We start from the raw sequence: 22,204 nt of genomic DNA on the forward strand, positions 1-22,204 counted from the left end.
GCGTCGGGGCACGGGGCCGCTTCGCGGCAATCGGCCGCAAGGGCCGAACCTACGGGATTGGGCTTTTGAAATGTTGCAGGCATGGCAAAATACAAAGGGGAATAAATTGAGCACGCCCAGGCAACCAACCGTTGAGAGGATGAGATGGACGCCGTACCGGGTACCTCTGCACGGCAGCTTTAGCAGCGCGCATGAGCGCCTGGTAACGCGTGCCGGGATCATCGTTGAGCTACATACGAGCTCAGGTACGGTCGGGATCGGCGAGTGCGCCCCTCTGCCTGAGTTCAGCGGGGGAACACTGCAGGATGTGATGGATTGTCTGCCGCTCGTCGCTCCGCGTCTGCAGGGACTGGTACTGTCAGATGCCCTGGCGCTGCTCGATCAACTGCAAGATACGCTTCCTACGGCGGCACGCTGCGGATTAGAGACGGCCGTGCTGGATGCGCTGGGTCAGCACTATCAGTGCTCGCTGACGACCCTGCTCGCCCTTCCCGATCTTATAGAGCCGCCTTCCACACAGGACCTGGAACGGGCCGCCTCTCAGGTACGCACGAGCGTACCAGTCAATACAGTCATCGGCGCGCAGGATGTTGCGGCGGCGGTCGCTCAGGCCCGACAGGCGGTCGCTCAGGGTTTCACCTGCATCAAGCTCAAGGTGGGGCCACAGCTGCGGCAGACCGTTGAGTTGCTGACGGCCGTACGGGCCGCGCTGGGTCCCTCTATCCACCTGCGCCTGGATGCCAATGAGTCCTGGGATTTTGAACTGGCACGCTCGATTCTATCTTCATGTGAATTCTGGAGCATCCAGTATGTAGAGCAGCCGTTGCCAAGAACGGACCTGGCCGGAATGGCGGCCCTGCGCCGTGTGGTACCAATCTCTATCGCCGCCGACGAGGTGCTCTCTGATCTGGCAAGCGCCAGGCGTGTCCTGGCCAGGAACGCGGCCGGGATCTTTGTGATCAAACCTCAACTCGCCGGAGGTCCGCGCCAGAGCCAGCGCATGGTGCGCGAGGCGACTGCCCATGGCGTGCGCTGCGTGATTACCAGCACCATCGAGACCGGCATCGGCGTCGTCATGGCCCTGCACCTGGCGGCGGCCATGCCCGAGATCACACTGGAATGTGGACTGGCCACTCTGCCGCTGCTGACCGATGATCTCATTCAGGAAGCGCTCCCGATCCAGAACGGTCACATGGAGCCTCCCGCCACTCCCGGCCTGGGTATACACCTGGATCAGGCAACCCTGGCAAGATACGCCGGATCACATTAGTTATTTACAAGGTAGAGGCATAAAAGTGAATAGCACACACCTTCCCAACTGGCTACAGCGCTGCGCGGACAATACACCACGCAAGCTGGCCATCAGTACACCGGAAATAGCATGGACCTTCGCGGAATTGAATCTGCAGGCGCTGCAGCTGGCCCAACAGCTGGCGGCGCTGGGCATCAAGCAAGGCAGCCGCGTGGCGCTGCTAGCCAGCAATGGCGTCCCCTTCGTGGTCTGCGTGCACGCCCTGATCCGCCTGGGCGCGATCCTGGTCCCGCTTAACGTCCGTCTGACCCTGGAGGAACAGCTCTGGCTGCTGCGCGACGTGGAGGCTATGGCGCTGCTCAGCGATAGCACCTACACGGAGCGGGCCGCCGCTATTCAGCAAGCGCTGCCAACCCTGACCAGGGCCCGGCTCCAGCTAGAGACAGCTACGCGCCACGTGTCACTGCACAACGTCACCCCCGATCAGCACGCGCCCCTGCTCGACGAGATCGATCTGGAGGCCACGCACGCCATCATGTATACATCAGGCACGACCGGCATCCCCAAGGGCGTGATCATTACCTACAAGATGCAGTGGTGGAACGCCGTCGGCTCGGCCCTCAATCTAGGACACCAGGGCGAGAGCGATTGCTGGCTGCTGTGCATGCCGCTGTTCCATATCGGCGGGCTCTCCATTTTGATGAAAAACGTCATCTATGGCATTCGTATCATCGTGTATGAGAAGTTTGATGCCGCGCTCGTCAACCAGGCGATTCGAGAGCAGGGGGTCAGCATCATCTCGGTGGTGGCTGTCATGCTGCAGCGCATGCTGGCGGAACTGGACGCCAGCCATCAGCGCTATCCCTCTACGCTGCGCTGTGTGCTACTGGGTGGCGGACCCGCTCCCCGGCCGCTGCTGGAGGATTGCGCCAGCCGCGACATACCGGTGGTCCAGACCTATGGCCTGACCGAGTCCTGCTCGCAGGCGGTCACACTCTCGCCCGCCGACGCTCTGCGCAAGCTCGGCTCGGCCGGACGTCCCCTGCTGCCCGTGCAGTTGCGCATCGTCGACGAAAGCGTGGTGGTGGGACCCAACCAGCCCGGAGTCATCTGCCTGAAGGGCCCCAGCATCACGGCTGGCTACGACCACCGTCCCGACGCCACAGCGACCACCATTCAGGACGGCTGGCTGGCAACCGGCGATATCGGCTACCTGGATGAAGAAGGCTATCTCTATGTACTCGACCGGCGCAGCGACCTGATCATCTCGGGTGGTGAAAATATCTATCCAGCTGAGATCGAAGCCGCCCTCCTGACCCATCCAGATGTCGCGGAGGCGGGCGTCTGCGGCCAATCTGATCCCCAATGGGGACAGGTCCCCATCGCCTTCGTCCACCTGCATCCCGGCAGCACCCTGACCCCAACTGAGCTGATCGCCTATGCCACCCAACACCTGGCCCGCTACAAGGTCCCCCGCGCCATCTACCTCACCCCACCGCTCCCCCGCAACTCCTCCGGCAAGCTCCTGCGCCGCGAGCTCCCTACCCTCCTCTCAAGAGGAACACAACGCAAATCGTCGTAGATGCCGGGCTTGCCCCGGCTTTCCGTCCCCCCACGATTTGGACGCCCATCCGTAGGTGCCGGGCTTGCCCCGGCTTTCCGTCCCCCCACGATTTGGACGCCCATCCGTAGATGCCGAGCTTGCCCCGGCTTTCCGGGGCAAGCCCGGCATCTACGGAAGCATTTTCATTTTTCTTGTTGCCTTTCTTTCTCTTTGCAAAAAATATAAATGGCACCCGATTCGATCAACCTCCTGTACTGCACGCTAATCTTGTAGCATACTCTAAACCCACGAGATGCGCAACGAACTGGCAGCAAGCAAACGGTGAAGAGCATGTTCAGACAAAAAGGAAAAACAGAACAAAACAGACGTGATCGCCACCACTAGTAATCATGTCACTTGCTGCTAAGCTGTTACAGAGGGAGCGTGGTAAAAGGAATGTGAACTGGCTCTAAAAGACCGTTTCCCTGGCATGCAACCCATCGCGAAGACGCTGGATATCTCTGATCGGGGGCAGACCGAACATACGGGCGTATTCGCGACTAAAGTGCGAGGGACTTTCATAGCCCACCTGGAACGCGGCATCTGCCGCTTCTAGTTGGGCGGAGAGGAGCAGGCGGCGCGCCTCTCGCAGTCTGAACTGTTTCTGATACTGTATCGGACTCATCCCCGTGACTTCCTTGAAGTAATAATACAGGGACGAGGCGCTCATCTGAGCCTCTGCGGCTAATTCTTCAATATGCAGGGGCAACGCGAAATCATGGCGAAGCCGCTTCATCACCTTCCCAATCCGGTGCGCATGGCTACCGCGCAAAGCGAACTGCTTGATGACATCGCCCTGTTCGTTGTGGAGGACTCGATAAATGATCTCACGGACCGCATATGGCGCAAGCACGGGAATATCCTGCGGCGCATCCAGCAGCCGGACAAGTCGTAGCGCGGCATCGTAGAGTGTCTCGTTCATGCGGCTTATCACCAGGCCGCGCCCAGATTCAGAGCCGGGCTTCACTGGTTGGTCGGAGGCCTGGAGAACATCGAGAATTTGGTCCATGTCAAATCGTAAATACAGGCATAAATAGGGTGTTTCCGACGAAGCCTCTACGACCTGCCCTATAACCGGCAACTGGACAGAAGCCACCAGATAGTTCGTGACATCATACCGGTAGCTCTCCTGTCCCAGCGTGACAACCTTCGAGCCTTGCGCCACAATACACAGGGTGGGTTCATAGACGGTATGGATTGGCCCAGATATTTGGGACATACGAACAATGCGTAAAGCAGGAATCGCCGTCTCATGCATACCATCCTGTTTCGCGAACCGCTCGACCACCTGTGCCAGGCTTCCCCCCCATTGCACCGACCTTTCATCCATGCCTATCATCTCCCATTTTCTGATTTCATGATCTTCATCATATGATCTTTTGGAGGATTAGGCAAGAACACTGGATCATTCAGCTACCGCCTTGCTTCCAAATGGCACTATCATGGATGTGTCTTAAGCAGTTAACCTATCATTCCTGGAAAAAGAAAGAGAGAGAACATGTCTAGTATTCAAGGAAAAGTTGTGGTCATTACGGGTGCAAGCAGCGGAATCGGCGAAGCGACGGCACGTCTGCTGGCCAGCCAGGGCGCTCATGTGGTGATCGGAGCCAGACGCCTGGAGAGATTGGAAGCCGTAGCATCCGTCATACGTTCAGAAGGAGGATCGGTTGTTTCTCACAGGCTCGATGTGACGGAGCTTGAACAGGTGCAGGAGATCATCCAGCTGGCAATGAGCCAGTTCGGACGCCTTGATGTCGTCGTGAACAATGCCGGTGTGATGCCGCTATCCCCCCTTGCGGCATTGAAGATCGATGAATGGAACCGCATGATTGATGTCAATATTCGCGGCGTCCTGCATGGTATTGCCGCCGGGCTTCCCATCATGACGGAGCAAGGGTTCGGTCACGTTGTGAATATAGCTTCCACCGCAGCCTATACCGCAGGCCCAACGACTGCGGTGTACAGCGCGACCAAATATGCTGTCAGAGCGATCACCGGAGCATTGCGACAGGAGGTTGGGCAACAACATATTCGCGTCACACTCGTCTCCCCAGGTGTCACGGAATCCGAACTTGCCGAGAACATTTCGGACGAGGCAACGAAACAATACGTGGTGAATGAGTATCGTCGCCAGATCATTCCGGCGTCTGCTATCGCTGGTGCCATCGCGTATGCCATCGCACAGCCAGATGATGTGGATGTGAACGAACTCGTTATCGGGCCGACCGCTCACATCTCGTGATGTGCTTCTCCCACTCAGCTCCCCTCTACCCATTCTCAGCGTAAGCGGAAAATGGGTAGAGGGGCTGCTATGATAGGCAACGCACCAGAGGGCACACAAACAACATGGCTGAAAGCACTGATTGGGCGTTCCAACAAGCAAGCGAAACAGCATCTGGAGAGAAAAACAGCACAATGGTGGAGGAAACCATGAGAGAAACAGTCACCTTGAATAACCAGGTAGAAATGCCCATATTGGGATATGGTGTGTATCAAATACCCACTGGTGATACCAGGCGATGTGTGCTGGACGCGTTCCAGGCAGGCTATCGCCTCATCGACACCGCCCAGCATTATGGCAATGAAGCAGGCGTCGGCGAGGCTGTCCTGGCGTCTGGTCTTCCAAGAGAGGACATCTTTCTAACGACGAAGCTTCAAAGCAACAGAAATGTTGCCGGTTTGATCGAAGCGTCTTTACAAAAGCTGCGGACAGATTACATCGATTTGCTTCTGATCCATTGGGTCATGGGAAATGACCTGGCGACGTACCGAGTCATGGAGGACTATTACAAGCAGGGTAAAGTGCGGGCCATAGGACTCAGCAATTTTTACGGTCGCGATTTTGAGCAGATTATCAATCATTGTGAGATTATGCCTGCGGTAAGTCAGTTGGAAACCCATGTGTTTTATCAGCAGAAAGATGCACGTGCTTTCTATAAGAAGCATGGTGTCTATTTAGAGTCATGGTCTCCCTTTGGCGAGGGAAAGGCCAATATATTTCAAAATCCAATGTTAACGAGCATTGCAAAGAACTATGGCAAAACAATTGCTCAGATTATATTACGGTTTTTCATACAGAATGATATTATTGTCATTCCCAAATCGTCGTGGAAAGAGAGAATGAGGGAAAACAGAGAGGTATTTGACTTCTCTTTAAGCGATGAAGATATGAGAAACATCGAAGCCATGGATACCAACAAAAGCCTCTTTGGCTGGCCTTATTAAATACGCAAGGAAAAAGATCGGCTTGCTTGCTACCGGACTGTACGCCTTGCCGCTGCCTGTCGTGATTGCTGCGCTGTTGCTGGTGGCGTCTGGTGTGGCGACAACGATGCCACCAGCAACCTCGCTTGCACTTCCCAGATGCCTTCTGCTCTCCAAACTCTCTTTATTGATATCTCTCTGTGTATTACCTTTTTTCTCTTCTTCATCGCTTTTTCTTTTGAGCGATGTTCCTGTCTGTTTTCTGCTTGCTTGTTGCTAGCTCGTTGCGCATCTCGTGGGCTAAACCAGGCCAAGACCTTCTAGCTCCTCTACAGTTCTCGAAGTTGACCTCTCCGAGACATGAGTGAGTGAGACAGTTGTTGCGAACTCCGAAGTAGCTTGACCACGCTGTCTGACCAACAGCAGGACTAGTACCTGAAAGCTCTGCTCTCGGGTAGTCTTTCTTTTTGCCTTGTTGGGGTGTTGACAGAACAGTTGCGGTGTGGTATATTCTCTCTTGCAAGCAGCGGTTTTCCCGGTTGCGTGCGGCGGTTTAGCAGATTAGATTGAAAGAGCGTCTATAGCTGGAGCCGCCTGAGAAGCGAAAGCACGGAGAGGTCGCATAGTGGCCTAGTGCGGCGGTTTGCTAAACCGCTGAAGGGGCAACCCTTCCGAGAGTTCGAATCTCTCCCTCTCCGCCATACTCCATAGGGGAGTAGCTCAATGGTAGAGTCCACGTCTCCAAAACGTGTTGTTGCAGGTTCGAGTCCTGTCTCCCCTGCCCCTTAAAGAAGGCTTCGGCAAGTGTTTGCTGGAGTCTTCTTTTTTATGTCCCTCGGCGTTGCGCGCCTTCGGCCCCTGACACTACGCACCTACGGTGCTCAAAGGTTTTTTAGAGTGGTGCAATACAACAGGTGGGTGCATTCGCACCCACCTGTTGTATTGCACCACTCTAAAAAACAATGCGGCCGCGCAGCGGACGCCTGTGCGGGGGCGCTCAAGTTCCCCAATAATATGATATGGGCCTGCGGCCATCAGGCCAGCTTTGTGTAAACAACCAGGCGTAACGAGGTCTGCCCCTGGCTGGGAATCCAGACGCCGGCGCAGGTAATCAGATTAAGATAGGTGCCACTGCTATCACCAAAGATGCCTTGCAGGTGAATGGGATCGGGCGGGATAGCCTCGCTCCTGATGGTACGAAAGTGGAGCTGCTGGCCGTTACTGGTGGTGATGATAACTTCGTCACCAGGCTTCATGTATTGCAGGTTCCAGAAGACGGCTGGACTGCCTCCATCCCGGTCGACATGCCCATCAATGACGGCGCTCCCCTTCTCACCAGGGCGGGGACCGCTTTCGTACCAACCTGTTCCATCCCATTTGTTCCTGTGCGGGGTATCGAGGTTGCCACTGGCTAACACCCCTACCGGCTCAACCTCGGTGTCAACACCGATGGCTGGAATGCGGATATGCACTGGCTCGGCTACACGCACAACCGGCACAGGCGTCGGTGTCGGTGGCATAGGCGTGGGAGTCGGCGCCACCGTTGGTCGGGGTGTTGGCCGGACCACCTGAGCCTGAACCGTGCTCCCTCCGCAGGCGCTCAAAATACAGAGCAGGCCGATATACATAAAAACCATCATTGCGACATACAACAGACGATTGACACGCACCATCACGAACACCTTTCTGTAGCAGATCCTCCATAAAGTGATACGCATCTATCCTTTGATTGGATGCGTATCACTCTTCTTTTCTAGCAGATTAGCGTCGGGCGCGGGCGTAGCGCACGGTGTAGCCAGCGGCTCCTGCGATGATCAGGGCGACGGCTCCAAGGAACCAGGGCAGTGTAGCATTGCTGGAAGCCGGGGCAACGGTATGGGGATTACCGCTGGTCTGCGGCATGCCAGGTACACCGGTGGCGACACCAACTACGAACTTGAGGGCGGGATCACCCTGATAGAGGCCGATAGCGAACACGCTATTGACGGTGTTGCTATTTAAGGTGGCGCTCACAGGTACGGTAGCATTGGCCTGGGTCGCCGTCACATTGAAGGTATAGGAAGCTGGCGGTACCGACAGATAATCGCTGGCATTTTTATACGTCAGGCCGGTGATGACGGTCTTGCCACCGGTCGCGACGTTGACTGGACCAGCATTGGGTGAGAGGTGATAGACACGTACTTTAGCCATACCACCAGACAACATGTTGTCATCTACAAAAGCCTGCAGGCCAAAGCCAGTATCCTTTGTGCCAATAGCGGCAACGGTGTAGGCCATCCCAGACTGGACAGAAACACTCTGGTTGATGACAGCGGCATCAGCGCCCTTGCCAGCAGGCGCGACCTGAATTTTATGCGAGCCAGCCGGTACGGCCACATAATCGGTCACAGTACCAAAGGTGAAGTTGGGCAGCAATTTATTGCCGTCAACAAAAACATCGACCGTACCGGCCGCAGGAGAGGCATGCACTACACGCACATAGGCATTATCGGCCGGAGCCGCGAACGCACTGGCCGAAGAGAAGAGAACCAGGGCCAGCATTCCCATTAACGCAGCAGAGATAGATAGGCATCGTTGCAAAATCTTCATTGTTTCCCTCTTTCATTTCATAAATGTAAAACAGACATACGTATGACAAGTCAGGATGTCGACATCCTTAAACAAGGCCGTAGGTGCTGGGCTTGCCCCAGCTTTGTAGGTGCTGGGCTTGCCCCAGCTTTGTAGCGCGACACGAAATACATAGGACCATTCTATCTTGCTCACTCAAATCCATTACCAGTTAGCAGGTGGCGTGGTGTATGTATTTCGTGTGAACATAGTAATGACGGCACCACGCCCGAGATTCTGTAAAATTATTTAACCACCCGCAGAAATTCATGCAAATCTATTCATATTGCAGCGGAGAAGGTGAGCCAGGACTTGTTATTCATGGTCAACTCATGTATGATTAGAACAAACGTTTTCTTCGCATGATATAGACCAGGAGCGTGCAGTCGGCTATGCAAACACAAACTGATCCTACGCCTATCCCAATCGAAGATGAATACCTCTTTGGCTGGAATCCGACTCCGGGCATTGTTTCGGTCTGGGCCCATCGCGATGGTCGGGCACTGATCTGGCGACGGGTGAATGGCACCATTGTGCGTTCGGCTGAATACTATCGTCCCTGGCTCCTGGCTACTTCTCTGCAGGACGTTAAGTATCTGGGAGACGCGCTGCAGCCTTATAACGAGCATGCCAGCCACAAGGTCGTCCTGCGCTATCGCAAGCTGAATGGGCCGGCCTCCTCCTACAAATATCTGTTGTTTGCGCGCGATAATCGCCTGTTGGAGAGAACGATTCTGGAGGGGGCTGGTCATCGTCTGCGCCGGCCGTTCAATACGCTAAATGAACTGGGCGATGCCTATTATCGCGTGGGGCCGGTCGAGCAGTATCTGATGAGCACTGGCAAGGTTTATTTTCGCGGCATGACCTACCAGGATCTTCACCGGCTGCAGTTTGACCTGGAGACGACCGCGTTGGACCCGCATCGTGGTCGTATCTTTCTGGTGGCGGTCCGCGACAATCGTGGCTTTGAGCAGGTGTTGGAGGCAGCCACACCTGAAGAGGAGGCCCGCCTGATCTATGAGCTGTGCGCCCTGATCCGTGAGCGCGATCCGGATGTAATTGAGAACCACAACCTGTTCGCCTTTGATCTGTCCTTTCTGGAGCATCGCGCCATTGTGAATAAGGTGCCGCTGGAGATCGGGCGTCCCGGAGGTCCGGCGGTGTTGGAGAGCTACTTCGAGACGCTGGCCGTTGGGCCCGAGGCCCGCAAGCGCAAACGCTTCAGCGTGGCGGGCCGCGAACTGATCGATACGCTGGACGCGGTGCGGCGCCATGATTTCGTGGTGCGCGATATCCCCAGCTATGGCCTGAAAGATGTGGCCAAATATTTTCGCATCGCCTCACCTCAACGCGTCTACATCGAGGGTAGCGATATCTTTGAGACCTATCAGAAAGATCCTGAGCTGGTGCGCCGCTATGCCATGGATGACGTTACGGAAGTCGATGGCCTCTCGCAACGATTGCTGGGGGCGCCCTTCGCCCTGGCCGGCATGGCACCCCGCCGCTACGAGCGACTGGCCTCGGCTGGTCCGGCCATGGGCATCCTGGAGCCGATCCTGGTGCGCAGCTACCTGCGCCGGGACGCGGCACCACCGTATCGGGCGGCCCAGCAGAGCGCCGAGGATGGGCTGCACGAAGGCGGAGCGGTCCACCTGTTCGCCTCCGGCATCGCCGAGCAGGTCGTCAAGGCCGACGTCGCCTCGCTGTATCCCTCGCTAATGCGCACCTTCCGCATCGGACCCTCCTGCGATCGCCTGGGAATCTTCCTCAACATCCTGGGACGCCTGACCGATCTGCGCCTGGAACATAAGGAGATGGCGCGTCAGAGCAAGCGTCACTCGGTCGAGAGCAATCACCATGCCGCCACTCAGGCGGCGATGAAGATCTTGATCAATGCCGCCTATGGCTATATGGGGGCGGGCAAGATGGCGCTGTTCGCGGACGGCAAGGCGGCCGGAGAGGTGACACGGCGCGGTCGGGCCATTCTCAACTCGATCCTGGATGCCCTGCGCCAGCGCGGCATGGCGCTGATCGAGGCCGATACAGATGGCGTCTATTTCGCGGTCCCCAGGGGATGGAGCGCGGCCCAGGAAAAAGAGCTGGTCAATTCAATCGCCTCGGAACTGCCCGCTGGCATTCGCCTGGAGTATGAGGGCCGCTACCGGGCCATGCTCAGCCATGAGGTCAAGAACTACGCCCTGCTAACCTATGATAATCGCCTGCTGGTTCATGGCGTCGCCCTGCGCTCCAGCCGGGCCGAACCCTTTGGTGAACGCTTCCTGCGTAAGGCCCTGCACTGCGCCATGGTGGGAGACGTCGTCGGCGTTCGCAACCTCTACCTGGAAACCGTCTCCGATCTGCGCAATCGCCGCCTGCCGGCCTCGGACCTGGCTACGCGAGTCAGGCTCACCAAGGAACCCGACACCTATATGGAGACGCGCAACAACCACCAGGAACCTGCCTACGAGGCCCTGCTCAGCGCCGGACGCACCCACTGGACCGTCGGGGAACGCGTCCGCTTCTATCGCACGCGCAAGGGCTATGTCTGGCTGCCCGACGAGACCGAGGAGGCCCCCATCGTCACCGACTGGCGCGAACAGGCCGACGGCAAGGTGGCCCCCCAGACAAAGACCTCGCTCGTCACCTATCAGGACATCGCCGATCGCCGCGACTACGACGTCGAGCACTACGTCCAGGTGCTGCGCAACTCATACGCCGCCCGGCTAAGCAAGGCCTTCAGCAAAGAAGCCTTCGAGCAACTCTTCCGCGCCGAGCAACAGCCCAGTCTCTTCGACGTCGACCCGCCCATCGAATGCATCCAGCCGCTCTGGATTCGCCACAACTAACCCGTACGTGCCAGGCTTGCTGCGAAGCGGCCCGTGCCCTCGCGATTCTATTCTCCCACGTCGGAGCGCCTGGGGAGGCCGGATTGGGCCCCGAAACGGGTCACCTTGATGGAACTGGCGCGAATGGCGAAGCGCAGAGCATCGGTCGGCGTTTGACCTTCAGCAAGAGCGACGGTGAGCGCGCCGACAAAGCAATCCCCGGCGGCGGTGGTATCAACAACGTTGACTCGGGGCGCCTGCTGATACATGACATTAGTCTGCCCCCGCTCGTCCGCGTTAATCAGGACGGCTCCCTGAGCGCCCAGGGTAATTACGACGGTAGGGATGCCATGCTCATGGAGGATAGCGCCGACGTGCCGGGCATCGTCCAGACTCTCCACTGGCTGTCCACTGAGCAGGCTGGCCTCTGTCTCATTCACGACCAGCACGGAGAGCTTGCTCAGCGTCTCCCTGCGTAGTGGATAGGCTGGCGCCAGGTTGAGGATGACGGGAACGTGCAGACTATAGGCCCGCTCCACCAGACGTTCCACGGTCTCATGTGGAATCTCCATCTGCATTACCAGGGCCTGAGCCTGCGCCAGCGCGTCAAAAATATGCTCCATCTGCCGCTGGTCTTTGCCGACGTTGCCATTGGCACCCGAGGAGACGACGATGGCGTTCTCGCCCTGCTCATTCAAGAAAATAAAGGCCGAGCCGCTGGCCGCCTCCGCGTCGCTGACCAGCAGGCTGGTATCGATCTGATCGCCCTCCAGGGCGGCCTTCAATTGCTGACCAAAGGGATCCTGCCCGACGCGCCCGGCCATCTGAACCGGGGCCCCCAGGCGCGCCATAGCCACCGCCTGGTTGGCCCCTTTGCCACCGGGCACAAAAGTAATCGAGCTCGCCCCCAGCAAGGTCTCGCCCATCACAGGCAGACGCGGCACGCGCACCACCTGGTCCATATTCAAGCTCCCCACCACGAGCACAGGTTTTGATGCAGGCATAACAACGCTCACTTTCTTATACATAGCGATCGTGCTTTCGGTACCTACATCATAACGTAGCAGGCTCCTGGCCGCAAATAAATCTATCCACATGCTCCGATCAGCCCCATCGAATGCGGCCCTCATCATAAGTTCGGACCTTGCGTCCGATTATCCCTCACGTCCGATTATTTCCCAAAAAGAAGAGCGGGGCCGATCCATTGTGGGATATGGATCGGCCCCGCCTTCACAACCAGAAAGCACAGGGAGGACATAGTAGGTTCGGGCTTTACGCCCGATTTATAGTCTGGGGTGCTGACCCGCTAGCGCCGTCCCGCGACGACCGCCTTGCGGGGCTCTGCGTATTCTTCTTCTTCGTCTGGCTGACCCGAGATGAGCAGGATGTAGCCGGTGGCCAGGATCGATGAGATATCGACGTTGAATGAGCGCATCTTCAGGCGCGTACGCGAAAGGGCGCAGCGCACCGGGCGCATCTCTTGATCCCAGTTACCCTCTTCCATCGCCTCTTCCAGGTGCTCGCGGGCCCGTGTGATATCGGCCTCGCTGGCCTTGCCACCGCTATAGAAATTGGCGTAGAGCACTTCATAAGGACAATAATAGGGGAACAGCTCCAGGAGAGGTAGCAAAACGTTCATCTCGGTATTGGTGAACTGCTCCTGCTTCAGGAGGCGCGGAATATGCAATTCATCGCAGGCCAGGTAGGACAGCGTCCCAAAGGTCGTGTTAAGGACCATGATGTGGCCCGCAGGCAACGAATCCTGAAGTGAGAAGTGCAATATTTTATTCGCCTGCTGGTTTGTATAGTCTGCTGTTGCTTTAGGTTTACGCAGGTAGACTTTCTGCATGGTGATACTCCTTCATAGTAGACGCATATTTCGGGTCTACCACTCTCAACCGCATCGCCACTGTCCCGCGTACACCAACCGTGGCCGCCTCTCGGCTGGCGGTATGCAGCCCCTGCTCTTGCGAGGCCATCAGGTGCGGGAACGCAACAACGGCACCGTAGGTACCGGTCGGCGCATCCACACAGGATACCGCAGCCGTGACGACAAAGCGCACAGCGATGATTAACCGGGTGTTGATAGGACGATTTAGATGAATACGCTGTACATAAGTTGCCATAGACTCGACTATATCCCCCAGATTGTATGTAGTAACGAGGCTGGCGTCTGTAGCGCCGGGTTGGCACGTGCGACCTCAAGCAGGTAGCCGAAGCCAACACCACCCACAATACCCAGAACAACCAGTGCCACGAGAATAAGCAGTAATTTGTCCTGTTTAAGGCGCGCAACGTGTGTGCTAAAGGATGATGGCTGCTCCAGTACCTCGGGCGCGTACGCTACCTCGGCAACTGGCTGGACCATCTTCTCAGGCGCCTGCATGTCCTGCGTAGCTATATTTAAAGAGAACTCCACCCCGGACAAAAATGGGGCTTCCTCCTCTTTTTCAAGTAGTTCCGCAGGGCTCAGCACACGTGTCTTGCGTACCCTTTCCCCACCTTGAAATGACCCATACGAGGGTAAGTCGGATAACGGTTCGGTCACACGAGTCGCCGTAATACGCCTGACGGCCACTACGGGGGCCGTATCAAGCATCTCAAGCGTCTCTGATGAGCCGAATTGACCAGAAGGTTCGCGTAAGTCAGCAACGGCCACGCTGCTCGACAGAGATGTGCGGTACGTTTCCCCCTGCGTACCTGTAGCATGGCTGTCATAGCGATTCCAGGGACCAGTAAAACTGGTAACTGGAGACTGCTCAATTACCGTACTCAACTCGGGTTGGGCCGGTAATCCATCGAACATGGAGGGCCAGGAGGGCGGAAACCCCGGTTGGAGTAACGCCTTCTGGCAGGTCTCTATCGTCGAGAAGACGGTAAAGCCATGTCGACGCGCCCATAAACGCAGTCGTTCGTTCCCCTCTATGACCAGAACCAGCTGAGCATCCTGTCGGGTCGCGACCTGTTGCAGCTCACGCAAATCTCCCGGACGCCGGAACACGGCATCTTGCGGCAATACGACGACGATGGGCTGGCGATAATACTGGCCCAGGTGATGGAACAGCCAGTTGACTACAGATGTGCGCTCGTCGCTCGATTCAACCACCAGGGTACTGATGTCGTTTAGCTTCTCGTATCTCATATGCCGTCCGTATCTTTGCTTGTTTTCCCTGAGAGCATTTAAAAGCGAGGTCCAGAGGCGGCAGCCCCTTGCGGGGTGTGGGGTGTCCCCACCCTCTCCTTCCCCCCGCCGCCAAAGCCGAAGCTTAGCGGGGTCCAGGGGCGGCAGCCCCTTGCGAGGTGTGGGGTGTCCCCACCTCTCCTTCCCCCCGCCGCCAAAGCCGAAGCCTAGCGGGGTCCAGGGGCGGCTAGCCCCTTGCGGGGTGTGGGGTGTCCCCACCTCTCCTTCCCCCCGCCGCCAAAGCCGAAGCTTAGCGGGGTCCAGGGGCGGCAGCCCCTTGCGGGGTGTGGGCGAGCATGCCGGGGGCATGATCAAGTCCCCACCCTCTCCTTCCCCCCGCCGCCGAAGGCGGCAACAATACTTTTAAATGGCCCTGCCATTTTCTTACTACAAACTTTTTCTATGCTAATTATGTATTAAAATAAGGTATACTTTTAATGACAGATTTATCAAAAGCATTTATCATTTTTATCATTCTGGCGCTACTTATCACATTCATGCACACAATCTAGGAAGAATGGTGAACGGATGCCGACCTCAGAGACGCCCCATCAGCCCCGTGTACGTTTAACTGAAGCACGTGTCAGCTACAACCTTTCGCAGCAGGAGGTCGCGGACGAGATCGGCACGACCTATGTCAATGTCAGTCGGTGGGAACGTGGAATCACCAGGCCTAACCCCTATTTTCGGCGCAAGTTATGCGCGCTGTTCAATAAGAGCGAGGAGGAGCTAGATCTGCTGCAGACGCGGTCTGAACGCGGCAAAGGTGGCCGCTCCTCTGCGCCCAATGCACCCACCACAGTCGCGGCCCCGGTTGCCCCACGCGTCATCTATGATCCAGCCATCCCGCTGCTACCAGCCATCCCGCTGGTGGGACGCGAAAAGGATCTGGCCGTGATCAGGCAGCGCCTCAAGGGTAGCGGTAATATGGCCCTGACCGCCCTGAACGGGCTGCCCGGCGTAGGCAAGACCGCGCTGTCGGTGGCACTGGCCCACGATGGCGCACTGCGCGAATTCTTCAAGGATGGTATCCTCTGGGCCGGCCTGGGACCACAACCCAACCTGCCCGGCATCTTTAGCCGCTGGGGCAATCTGCTGGGCATCTCGTTCGCCGAGATGACCAAGCTGGGCAGCGACGAGGCGCGCGCCAAAGCCATTCGCAACGCCATCGGCGATCGCGCCATGCTGATTATTATCGATGATGCCTGGAAGCTGGAGGAGGCGCTGGCCTTCCGTGTCGGAGGCAGCCACTGCGCCCACCTGGTAACCACACGCTTCCCCAACATCGCCTCCCACATGGCGCTGGGCAACGCCATCAACATTCGTGAGCTGGGCGAGAACGAGAGTATCAGCCTGCTCAACCTGCTGGCCCCACAGGTCATCTACCGCGAGCAGCAGAAAGTTCACGACCTCGTGCAGGCCGTCGGCGGACTCCCGCTGGCCCTGACCCTGATCGGCAACTACCTGCGCAAGCAGGCCTACAGTGGTCCCGCACGCCGCATCACCTCGGCCCTCGAACGTCTGAGCAACGCCGAAGTGCGCCTCAAACTCAAAGAACCACACATCCCAGCCGAGAGCCACCCCAGCCTGCCCAACGAACAATCGCTCTCCATCCAATCCATCATCGCCGTCACCGACCAGCTGCTCGACGAAGAGACGCGCCGTGCCCTCTACGCCCTCTCCGTCTTCCCGCCCAAACCCAACACCTTCTCAGAAGAGGCCGCCATGGCCGTCGCCGCCTGCTGCACCGACGAACTCGACGCCCTCTCCGACGCCGGCATGCTCGAAAGCAACGGCGAACGCTACCTCCTCCACCAGGTCATATCCGACTATGCCCTGCTTCAGATCTCCGACGAACAGCTCACCACCGCCCAGGAAAGGCTAGTAACTTACTATACTAATTATGTTGAAGAACATAAAAAAGACTACGAATTACTGGAAGAAGAGAGCGATACCATTTTCTCAGCATTGGAAACAGCGCTAGAGCAAGATCAAAGGACCGAATTAGTTAAAGGAATCTATGCTTTTGCTCCATTCCTGATATTGCGCGGCCTCTATGCAAAGGCTCAATACTATTTAGAGCGTGCAAATGAGCTAGCCATCGAAGAAAATAACGTCCCAGGAATCATCGGTACCTATTCATACCTCGGCGAAGTACAGCAAAAGCAAGGTAATTATGTACAGGCAGAGATGTATTACCAAAAAGGACTTGAACTGGCCCGTCAAAATAACCAATATGAACAAGTTTGCTCGTTGCTTACCGGCTTAGGTGGCGTCACCCTCCGCAGGGGCGAGTTTGTTAAAGCAGAAGCCTATTTACAAGAAGGCTTAACTATAGCCCGGCAAATTCAACATCAAGAACATCTTTACACATTGCTTAAAATTTTAGGGCCTGTTACTTTCAGCCAGGGAAACTATGTACAAGCCGAAATTTATTTACAAGAAGGCTTGAAATTAGCTCAACAAATTGGTGATCGTGAACAAATTTGTTTTTTACTTACTAATCTAGGAGTGGCATCCGGGCTACAAGGTAAAAGAGAACAAGCAGAAAAATACTTCCTCGAAGCATTGAAGATTGCTCGCCAAATTGGGCACAATGAACAGGTCTGTGTACTGTTGATTAATTTGGGTGAAAAATCTATTGAAGACGGAGATTATAATCAAGCGAAAGTATATTTCCAAGAAGGACTCACTTTATCTAAAAGTATCAAACACCGGGAATGGACAAGCGTTATATTAGGTAATTTAGGAAATGTGGAGGAAAAGCAAGGCAATTATTCAGAAGCGCAACATTACTTACGAGAAGGTTTAGAACTGGCCTATCAAGTTAGGAGACCTCAAATTACGGGTACTATCTTGTATCACTTTGGCAATCTTTACATTGGTCAGCAACAAATTGATCAAGCAGAAAAAGCTTTTCATGAGATGATTTCAACTGTCCCATTAGAGGATAAAGAGCTTCATGCACTAGCACAATACGGGATAGCTCGTGTTCTAGCTTTAAGAAATAATTATATTGAGGCTTTAAAGCTTGGTGAAGACAGTTTTAAAACACTAAGTACAATATCTAACCGTCATACTGATGAAGTTGGTAATTGGTTAACATCGCTGAGGCTATCTCACTTAAGCGGAAATAACACCTAAATCTATGGGTGTTATTTCCGCTTAAATAATTATTTACCAATTGAACCAATAGTTTGGAGTAACTGTATTCGATGGGGTGGAAGTTGCTGTAGAAGTTGGTGCCACGGTTTTCACGCCGGCGGCATGGCTCATAATGGCGGGGCCGATGACGAGGATGGTAGCCATAATTAAGAGTACGAGAACGGGTACGATCCAGCGAAGATACTGTTTACGCATGATGCTTCCTTTCCTTGCCCCAGGAGAGCAGAGCCGCTTCCGAACGGTCGCTCTTACCGTCTTGCCTGGTCTCCGAGGCTGCTACTGTTTTGAATACACGTGTTTCGCTTGAAGCTACATCATCTTTGTTGCTCTACGGCAGCTGCTCCAACCTCTACAAGGCCCGCGTTTGCAGAGGCTGGGTCACTGCCGCCATATGCAGCTTCCCGTTTGCCATCCCATCCAGGAAGTACCAGTATGTTGACCCTTTGTCGGGTATTCCGTATACCCCTGGTTGGTGCCGGTTCAACGTCTTTTCGGTAGAAGACATCCTGTCGTTCTCTTTGACATCTGCTGCGCGCCCGGTCGTCATGTCTTATACCGAATGGATAGCACCGACAAGATGTAAGGTATAAGATTTTTTTCGATTCATCATTTTTGCCCTCAAGTGGTACTAAAAAAGTACTAAGTGGGTAGCAGCACCGATGTCTACAGCATGAATGAGCCTGTAGAGGGCGGTCATGCTTCGTGTTAAAACGCCAATTCACGTAAGAGCAGGTGAATTAGCCAGAAATATTGCCGTTAAGATTGCGTAAAGATTACTGAAATTGGTTTGTAGTCCAAAAAGAGAGGTATTTACCACCAAAATTGCTCAGGGGTTTTAAAACACCCACTACAAGTGATATACTTCAAATTGGTAGCTGGGCAGGCGGCTTGAGATGTGTTGCCAGACCCTGGCTACCCTGGTCCTTCAACTTCTATCCTGTCTTCTTCCTCCCTCTTCTATGCCCACCAGTACAGCCCAACATGATCACCCATATGGGTGGCAAAGTTGAAGCTTTCAATATCATTTCCGATTATGCTCCTGTTATCTAGAAAAAGAGAGTAACTATTATTTGACAGCAAATCAGACATGAGGGGAATAAGGAGAAGCAGCGCATGAGAAAGATCATCAGCACCATGTGGGTTACTCTTGACGGTTTCGTTGCCGGACCAGACGACGAGATGGATTGGGTCGGAGAATGCTTCGACGAAGCTATGGGCAAATATGAAGGCGAGTTCTTCTACGCGGCCGATACGCTCTTGCTGGGACGCGTCACCTATCAAAGCTTCGCCGGCTCCTGGCCATACGTGCCCGATAATCCCAATGTCTCTGAGGAAGAGAAAGAGTACGCGCGCAGGCTGAACGCGATGCAGAAAATCGTCTTCTCCAGAACACTCGCAAGCGCCGATTGGAACAACACCCGGCTGCTAAGAGAGATCGATCCGGCGGAGATCGAGCGCCTGAAGAGTGAGTCGGGCCGCGACATCATCATCTCTGGCAGCCCCGGCCTGGTCCAATCCCTGACCAACCTCGGGCTGATCGATGAATACCAGGTTCTGGTCTATCCGCTCATTCTGGGCGCCGGCAAACCCTTCCTGCAAAACATCAAGGACCGCGTCAGGCTCAAGCTGGTCGATAGCAAAACGCTTCCGTCAGGTGTAATGATCCTCTATTACCAGCCGAAGTAGCAGCTATACCTCTCCCTTGTGGCGGTAGCGCAAGATAGGCACAAGTTGAGCCGCGACCTTGCGCTGCCCAATATCACTGGGATGGAGAGCATCGCTGAAGTCGGGCGGCCCCGGAGTCAGCCAGCCGGTGGTATCGACATAAAAGACATTGTGGTCGCCGGATGCATTGAGCGCGTAGACCGCCGATCGCGTCGGCGCTGCCATATAACCAGCGAAGGTTCTGAGGGCGTAGATGGGCGTGTCAGGATAGTGCTGGCGCAACCTGCGGAGAAACGCCTGGTAGGTTAGTTCAAAGACCTGGGCCGATTGTCCATGATTATAGTCATTGGTCCCCAGGTTGATGACCAGCGCAGCGGGCGTATAGCGACTGGTGTCCCACATAGGAGAGTCGGGATACTGTAAGGTCTGCAACTTAAAATACTGGGTATCCATGCCCGCACAGGAGGGTGCAGTCGAGCTCAGGCAGATGCCCGAAGTCGCTATCTCAGTATGCTCGGCCCCCAGTTGTTCCGCCGTCAGCCAGGCATAGGTAGAGAGATCCTTCATGCTATCAGAGTAGCCAGCCGTAATCGAATCTCCAATAAACTCTATGATGTCTGATGAAACCTGGGGAGCAAGCGCACTGGCGCCGCCATCCAGCAGCAGGCCCTGAAAATGCATGCTCGACCACTCTGACGCGATGGTCACGCGTAGCGAATGATCGCCACCCTGCAACGCCACCGGGGTAAGATTCAGCAGACCCCGGATGCCATGATAGAGCACATCAGGTTCCCGATCGATGCTCACATAAACGTCAGATGCCTCACCCAGCCGTAGCTCGACATGTTGTCCACTGAAGGCCGTCTTAAAATAAGCTCCGCCCCAATAACTCACATATTCACGGCTATTGGTGGTATCCCAGCGCCCATAATATTTGATATCCGCATTATCTGGAGCAATCTGTACCGACGGCTTCTTCACCAACGGCGTCTCACGGTGTTGCCATGGCCACGCATAGAGCAGATACACGGTCGCCGCCATCAGGGCTAACAGCACCAGCCCCACAATCGCATAGCGTTTTATGGATCCAATCAAAACCAACCTCCCCGGCGCTCCAGGCGCATACACATCTCTCTTTTTATTTCATTATACAATCTCCCACCTTTTATATATACATGAGCATAAATAATGCGATTAGAGAAAACGCCCCCGCGTGGGTTCGGGGCTTGGCCCCGATTTCTTCTTCACGCACAAAAACGCCTATTAAAAACGATAATAGCTCTTCGAGCATTACGTGTTTAAAGGACATGGTTATATGGGGGAGGAAAATCGGTCGCGAGGGCCGAACCTACGGCGAGGGTGACACGGGGAGCTCCACATAGAAGGTGCTGCCTTTTTTGAGCTCGGATTCGCACCAGATGCGGCCATTGTGGCGCTCAACGATGTCTTTGGTGATGGCCAGGCCCAGGCCCAGGCCACGTTTAGAAGAGGTTTGGGCGTCCGGAGTGCGATAAAAGGTTTCAAAGACACGCTCTTGCTGATCTTTGGCGATGCCACGACCATGGTCCCGCACCGAGAAGAGGACGCAACGGGCGCCGGGTTTGATGCTGACCTCAACGGGGGTGTCGTCGGGTGAGTATTTGATGGCGTTGCTGACCAGGTTGGTCATGACTTGAGAGAAGCGGTCAACGTCCAGCTTGAGGGTAACTGGTTCGGGAGGCGCATCCAGCAAAACCATACGCTCGGTAAGCAGGCGCTGGTCCTCCACCACTTCACGGCAGAGCGCGGTAACGTTGCACAGGCGTCGATTCAATGCCGCCTTCCCGGTCCGTATACTACTGACATCCAGCAGTTCATCGATCAATGTGGTCAGACGGCCGGTCTGATCATTGATGCGCTCAAGGGTAGTGGCGACACCGTCCATGTGTTCAAGATCCTTATGCCTGGAGATACGACGCAGCATCAACTGGGCCTGTCCCCGAATGGTGGTGACCGGAGTCTTCAGTTCATGCGAAGCGATCGAAAGGAAACGATCTTTCATTTGATTGGCATCTTCCAGGCGCCGGTTGGTCTCTTCAAGCTCCTGGGCATATGATTGCAGTTCAAGTTCGGTAGCCATAGCCTGGAAGCGCGCGCGTTCACGCTGCGCCGTAATCAGGGCGATCACCAGTCCCGAGCCGATAAACGGTAATAATTGCAGAGCATCGCGCCAGTTTGAATAATCATATGAGCTTAGAGGCAAGATGAAGATATAGTACAGGACGGCCGCGTTCAATAAAATAGACCAGATGGCCGGGCCAGCTCCCCAGAACAGGGCTGCTACCACAATCACAATAATGCTAAAAGTGCTGGGGAAGAAGAATTGCCCGAACATTTTTGTGACATAAATGGTGCATAGCGACACGATCACTGTGGCAGGGATCGCTACTAGATAGCCAATCAACGGGTGGCGCCACTTCGGCACATTGCTCATATAATCCTTGCGCAACTGTGAGCGCTGCTCAAGACTTATGCGCCGATAACGCCGGCCCCGCTTATCTGTATATATGTTACCATGAGCTAATCTCATGCTTTATCCCACTCCCTCTTACAACCCGACCGGAAGCAATACATAAATAGCCATGCCTCGATTCCTGTATACACCCAGGCCTTCCGCCTTACCCTTTATCACCATAGGAGAAGCTTTCTCCATGGAGATAAAG

18 protein-coding genes and 2 tRNA genes are annotated in these 22,204 nt (G+C 55.3%); 9 read left to right on the forward strand and 11 right to left on the reverse strand.

The window, feature by feature from the left end:
- The first annotated feature begins 106 nt into the window (after positions 1 to 106).
- Both menC and KTT_RS06150 read left to right on the forward strand, forming a co-directional pair.
- Positions 107 to 1,270: an o-succinylbenzoate synthase gene (gene menC, locus KTT_RS06145; RefSeq protein WP_160145678.1), complete on the forward strand. Its 1,164-nt coding sequence runs from the start codon at positions 107 to 109 to the stop codon at positions 1,268 to 1,270.
- 25 nt (positions 1,271 to 1,295) lie between these two features.
- Positions 1,296 to 2,834, forward strand: a complete 1,539-nt coding sequence (locus KTT_RS06150; RefSeq protein ID WP_235845618.1) for an o-succinylbenzoate--CoA ligase — start codon at positions 1,296 to 1,298, stop codon at positions 2,832 to 2,834.
- Positions 2,835 to 3,264: 430 nt separating this feature from the next.
- Here the strand turns inward: KTT_RS06150 and KTT_RS06155 are convergent, their stop codons facing one another.
- Positions 3,265 to 4,185: an AraC family transcriptional regulator gene (locus tag KTT_RS06155; protein WP_218030842.1), complete on the reverse strand. Its 921-nt coding sequence runs from the start codon at positions 4,183 to 4,185 to the stop codon at positions 3,265 to 3,267.
- Between the two features lie 168 nt (positions 4,186 to 4,353).
- Between KTT_RS06155 and KTT_RS06160 the strand changes: the two genes are divergently transcribed.
- The 4 genes from KTT_RS06160 (at position 4,354) to KTT_RS06175 (ending at position 6,840) form a co-directional block, all read left to right on the forward strand.
- The gene (locus KTT_RS06160; RefSeq protein WP_126595138.1) at positions 4,354 to 5,097 is read left to right on the forward strand and encodes an SDR family oxidoreductase; all 744 of its coding nucleotides are present in this window, start codon (positions 4,354 to 4,356) and stop codon (positions 5,095 to 5,097) included.
- A 188-nt stretch (positions 5,098 to 5,285) separates the two neighbouring features.
- The gene (locus tag KTT_RS06165) at positions 5,286 to 6,080 is read left to right on the forward strand and encodes an aldo/keto reductase (protein WP_126599462.1); all 795 of its coding nucleotides are present in this window, start codon (positions 5,286 to 5,288) and stop codon (positions 6,078 to 6,080) included.
- Between the two features lie 590 nt (positions 6,081 to 6,670).
- Positions 6,671 to 6,760, forward strand: a tRNA-Ser gene (locus KTT_RS06170).
- A gap of 8 nt (positions 6,761 to 6,768) precedes the next feature.
- A tRNA-Trp gene (locus tag KTT_RS06175) sits at positions 6,769 to 6,840 on the forward strand.
- Between the two features lie 253 nt (positions 6,841 to 7,093).
- Here the strand turns inward: KTT_RS06175 and KTT_RS06180 are convergent.
- Complete coding sequence (locus tag KTT_RS06180; protein WP_160145679.1) at positions 7,094 to 7,732, reverse strand: class F sortase; 639 nt, start codon at positions 7,730 to 7,732, stop codon at positions 7,094 to 7,096.
- Between the two features lie 88 nt (positions 7,733 to 7,820).
- Positions 7,821 to 8,648 (reverse strand): DUF4397 domain-containing protein, encoded by an 828-nt coding sequence (locus KTT_RS06185; RefSeq protein ID WP_126595140.1) that lies wholly within the window; start codon positions 8,646 to 8,648, stop codon positions 7,821 to 7,823.
- A 410-nt stretch (positions 8,649 to 9,058) separates the two neighbouring features.
- Between KTT_RS06185 and KTT_RS06190 the strand changes: the two genes are divergently transcribed.
- Positions 9,059 to 11,512: a DNA polymerase domain-containing protein gene (locus KTT_RS06190; protein WP_174844780.1), complete on the forward strand. Its 2,454-nt coding sequence runs from the start codon at positions 9,059 to 9,061 to the stop codon at positions 11,510 to 11,512.
- Between the two features lie 47 nt (positions 11,513 to 11,559).
- Here KTT_RS06190 and rbsK read toward each other — a convergent pair whose 3' ends face one another.
- The 4 genes from rbsK to KTT_RS06210 all read right to left on the reverse strand — a co-directional run bounded on the left by rbsK (position 11,560) and on the right by KTT_RS06210 (position 14,633).
- Positions 11,560 to 12,495 carry a ribokinase gene (gene rbsK, locus KTT_RS06195; protein WP_160145680.1) on the reverse strand — a complete coding sequence of 312 codons (936 nt, stop codon included), beginning with the start codon at positions 12,493 to 12,495 and terminating at the stop codon, positions 11,560 to 11,562.
- 302 nt (positions 12,496 to 12,797) lie between these two features.
- Positions 12,798 to 13,340, reverse strand: a complete 543-nt coding sequence (locus tag KTT_RS06200) for a hypothetical protein (protein WP_174844781.1) — start codon at positions 13,338 to 13,340, stop codon at positions 12,798 to 12,800.
- Complete coding sequence (locus tag KTT_RS06205) at positions 13,318 to 13,617, reverse strand: hypothetical protein (protein ID WP_126595142.1); 300 nt, start codon at positions 13,615 to 13,617, stop codon at positions 13,318 to 13,320. The genes KTT_RS06200 and KTT_RS06205 overlap by 23 nt, the downstream gene beginning before the upstream one ends.
- Positions 13,618 to 13,625: 8 nt before the next feature.
- Positions 13,626 to 14,633: a hypothetical protein gene (locus KTT_RS06210; protein ID WP_126595143.1), complete on the reverse strand. Its 1,008-nt coding sequence runs from the start codon at positions 14,631 to 14,633 to the stop codon at positions 13,626 to 13,628.
- 567 nt (positions 14,634 to 15,200) lie between these two features.
- On the opposite strand from KTT_RS06210, the gene KTT_RS06215 reads away from it, so the two are divergent.
- Entirely contained in the window at positions 15,201 to 17,816 is a 2,616-nt protein-coding gene (locus tag KTT_RS06215) for a tetratricopeptide repeat protein (protein ID WP_126595144.1), read from the forward strand.
- A 33-nt stretch (positions 17,817 to 17,849) separates the two neighbouring features.
- On the opposite strand, the gene KTT_RS06220 is transcribed toward KTT_RS06215, so the two are convergent.
- Positions 17,850 to 18,032, reverse strand: a complete 183-nt coding sequence (locus KTT_RS06220) for a hypothetical protein (protein ID WP_126595145.1) — start codon at positions 18,030 to 18,032, stop codon at positions 17,850 to 17,852.
- 154 nt (positions 18,033 to 18,186) lie between these two features.
- Positions 18,187 to 18,342 (reverse strand): hypothetical protein, encoded by a 156-nt coding sequence (locus KTT_RS36085; protein WP_160145681.1) that lies wholly within the window; start codon positions 18,340 to 18,342, stop codon positions 18,187 to 18,189.
- A 608-nt stretch (positions 18,343 to 18,950) separates the two neighbouring features.
- Between KTT_RS36085 and KTT_RS06225 the strand changes: the two genes are divergently transcribed.
- Positions 18,951 to 19,523, forward strand: a complete 573-nt coding sequence (locus KTT_RS06225; protein ID WP_126595146.1) for a dihydrofolate reductase family protein — start codon at positions 18,951 to 18,953, stop codon at positions 19,521 to 19,523.
- 3 nt (positions 19,524 to 19,526) lie between these two features.
- Here the strand turns inward: KTT_RS06225 and KTT_RS06230 are convergent, their stop codons facing one another.
- Positions 19,527 to 20,597, reverse strand: a complete 1,071-nt coding sequence (locus tag KTT_RS06230) for an SGNH/GDSL hydrolase family protein (protein ID WP_126595147.1) — start codon at positions 20,595 to 20,597, stop codon at positions 19,527 to 19,529.
- Between the two features lie 253 nt (positions 20,598 to 20,850).
- Positions 20,851 to 22,071, reverse strand: coding sequence for a sensor histidine kinase (locus tag KTT_RS06235; protein ID WP_126595148.1), 1,221 nt, complete (start codon positions 22,069 to 22,071; stop codon positions 20,851 to 20,853).
- Positions 22,072 to 22,204: the final 133 nt, after the last annotated feature.

This window comes from Dictyobacter aurantiacus, assembly GCF_003967515.1.
In the GTDB taxonomy this organism is placed as follows: domain Bacteria; phylum Chloroflexota; class Ktedonobacteria; order Ktedonobacterales; family Ktedonobacteraceae; genus Dictyobacter; species Dictyobacter aurantiacus.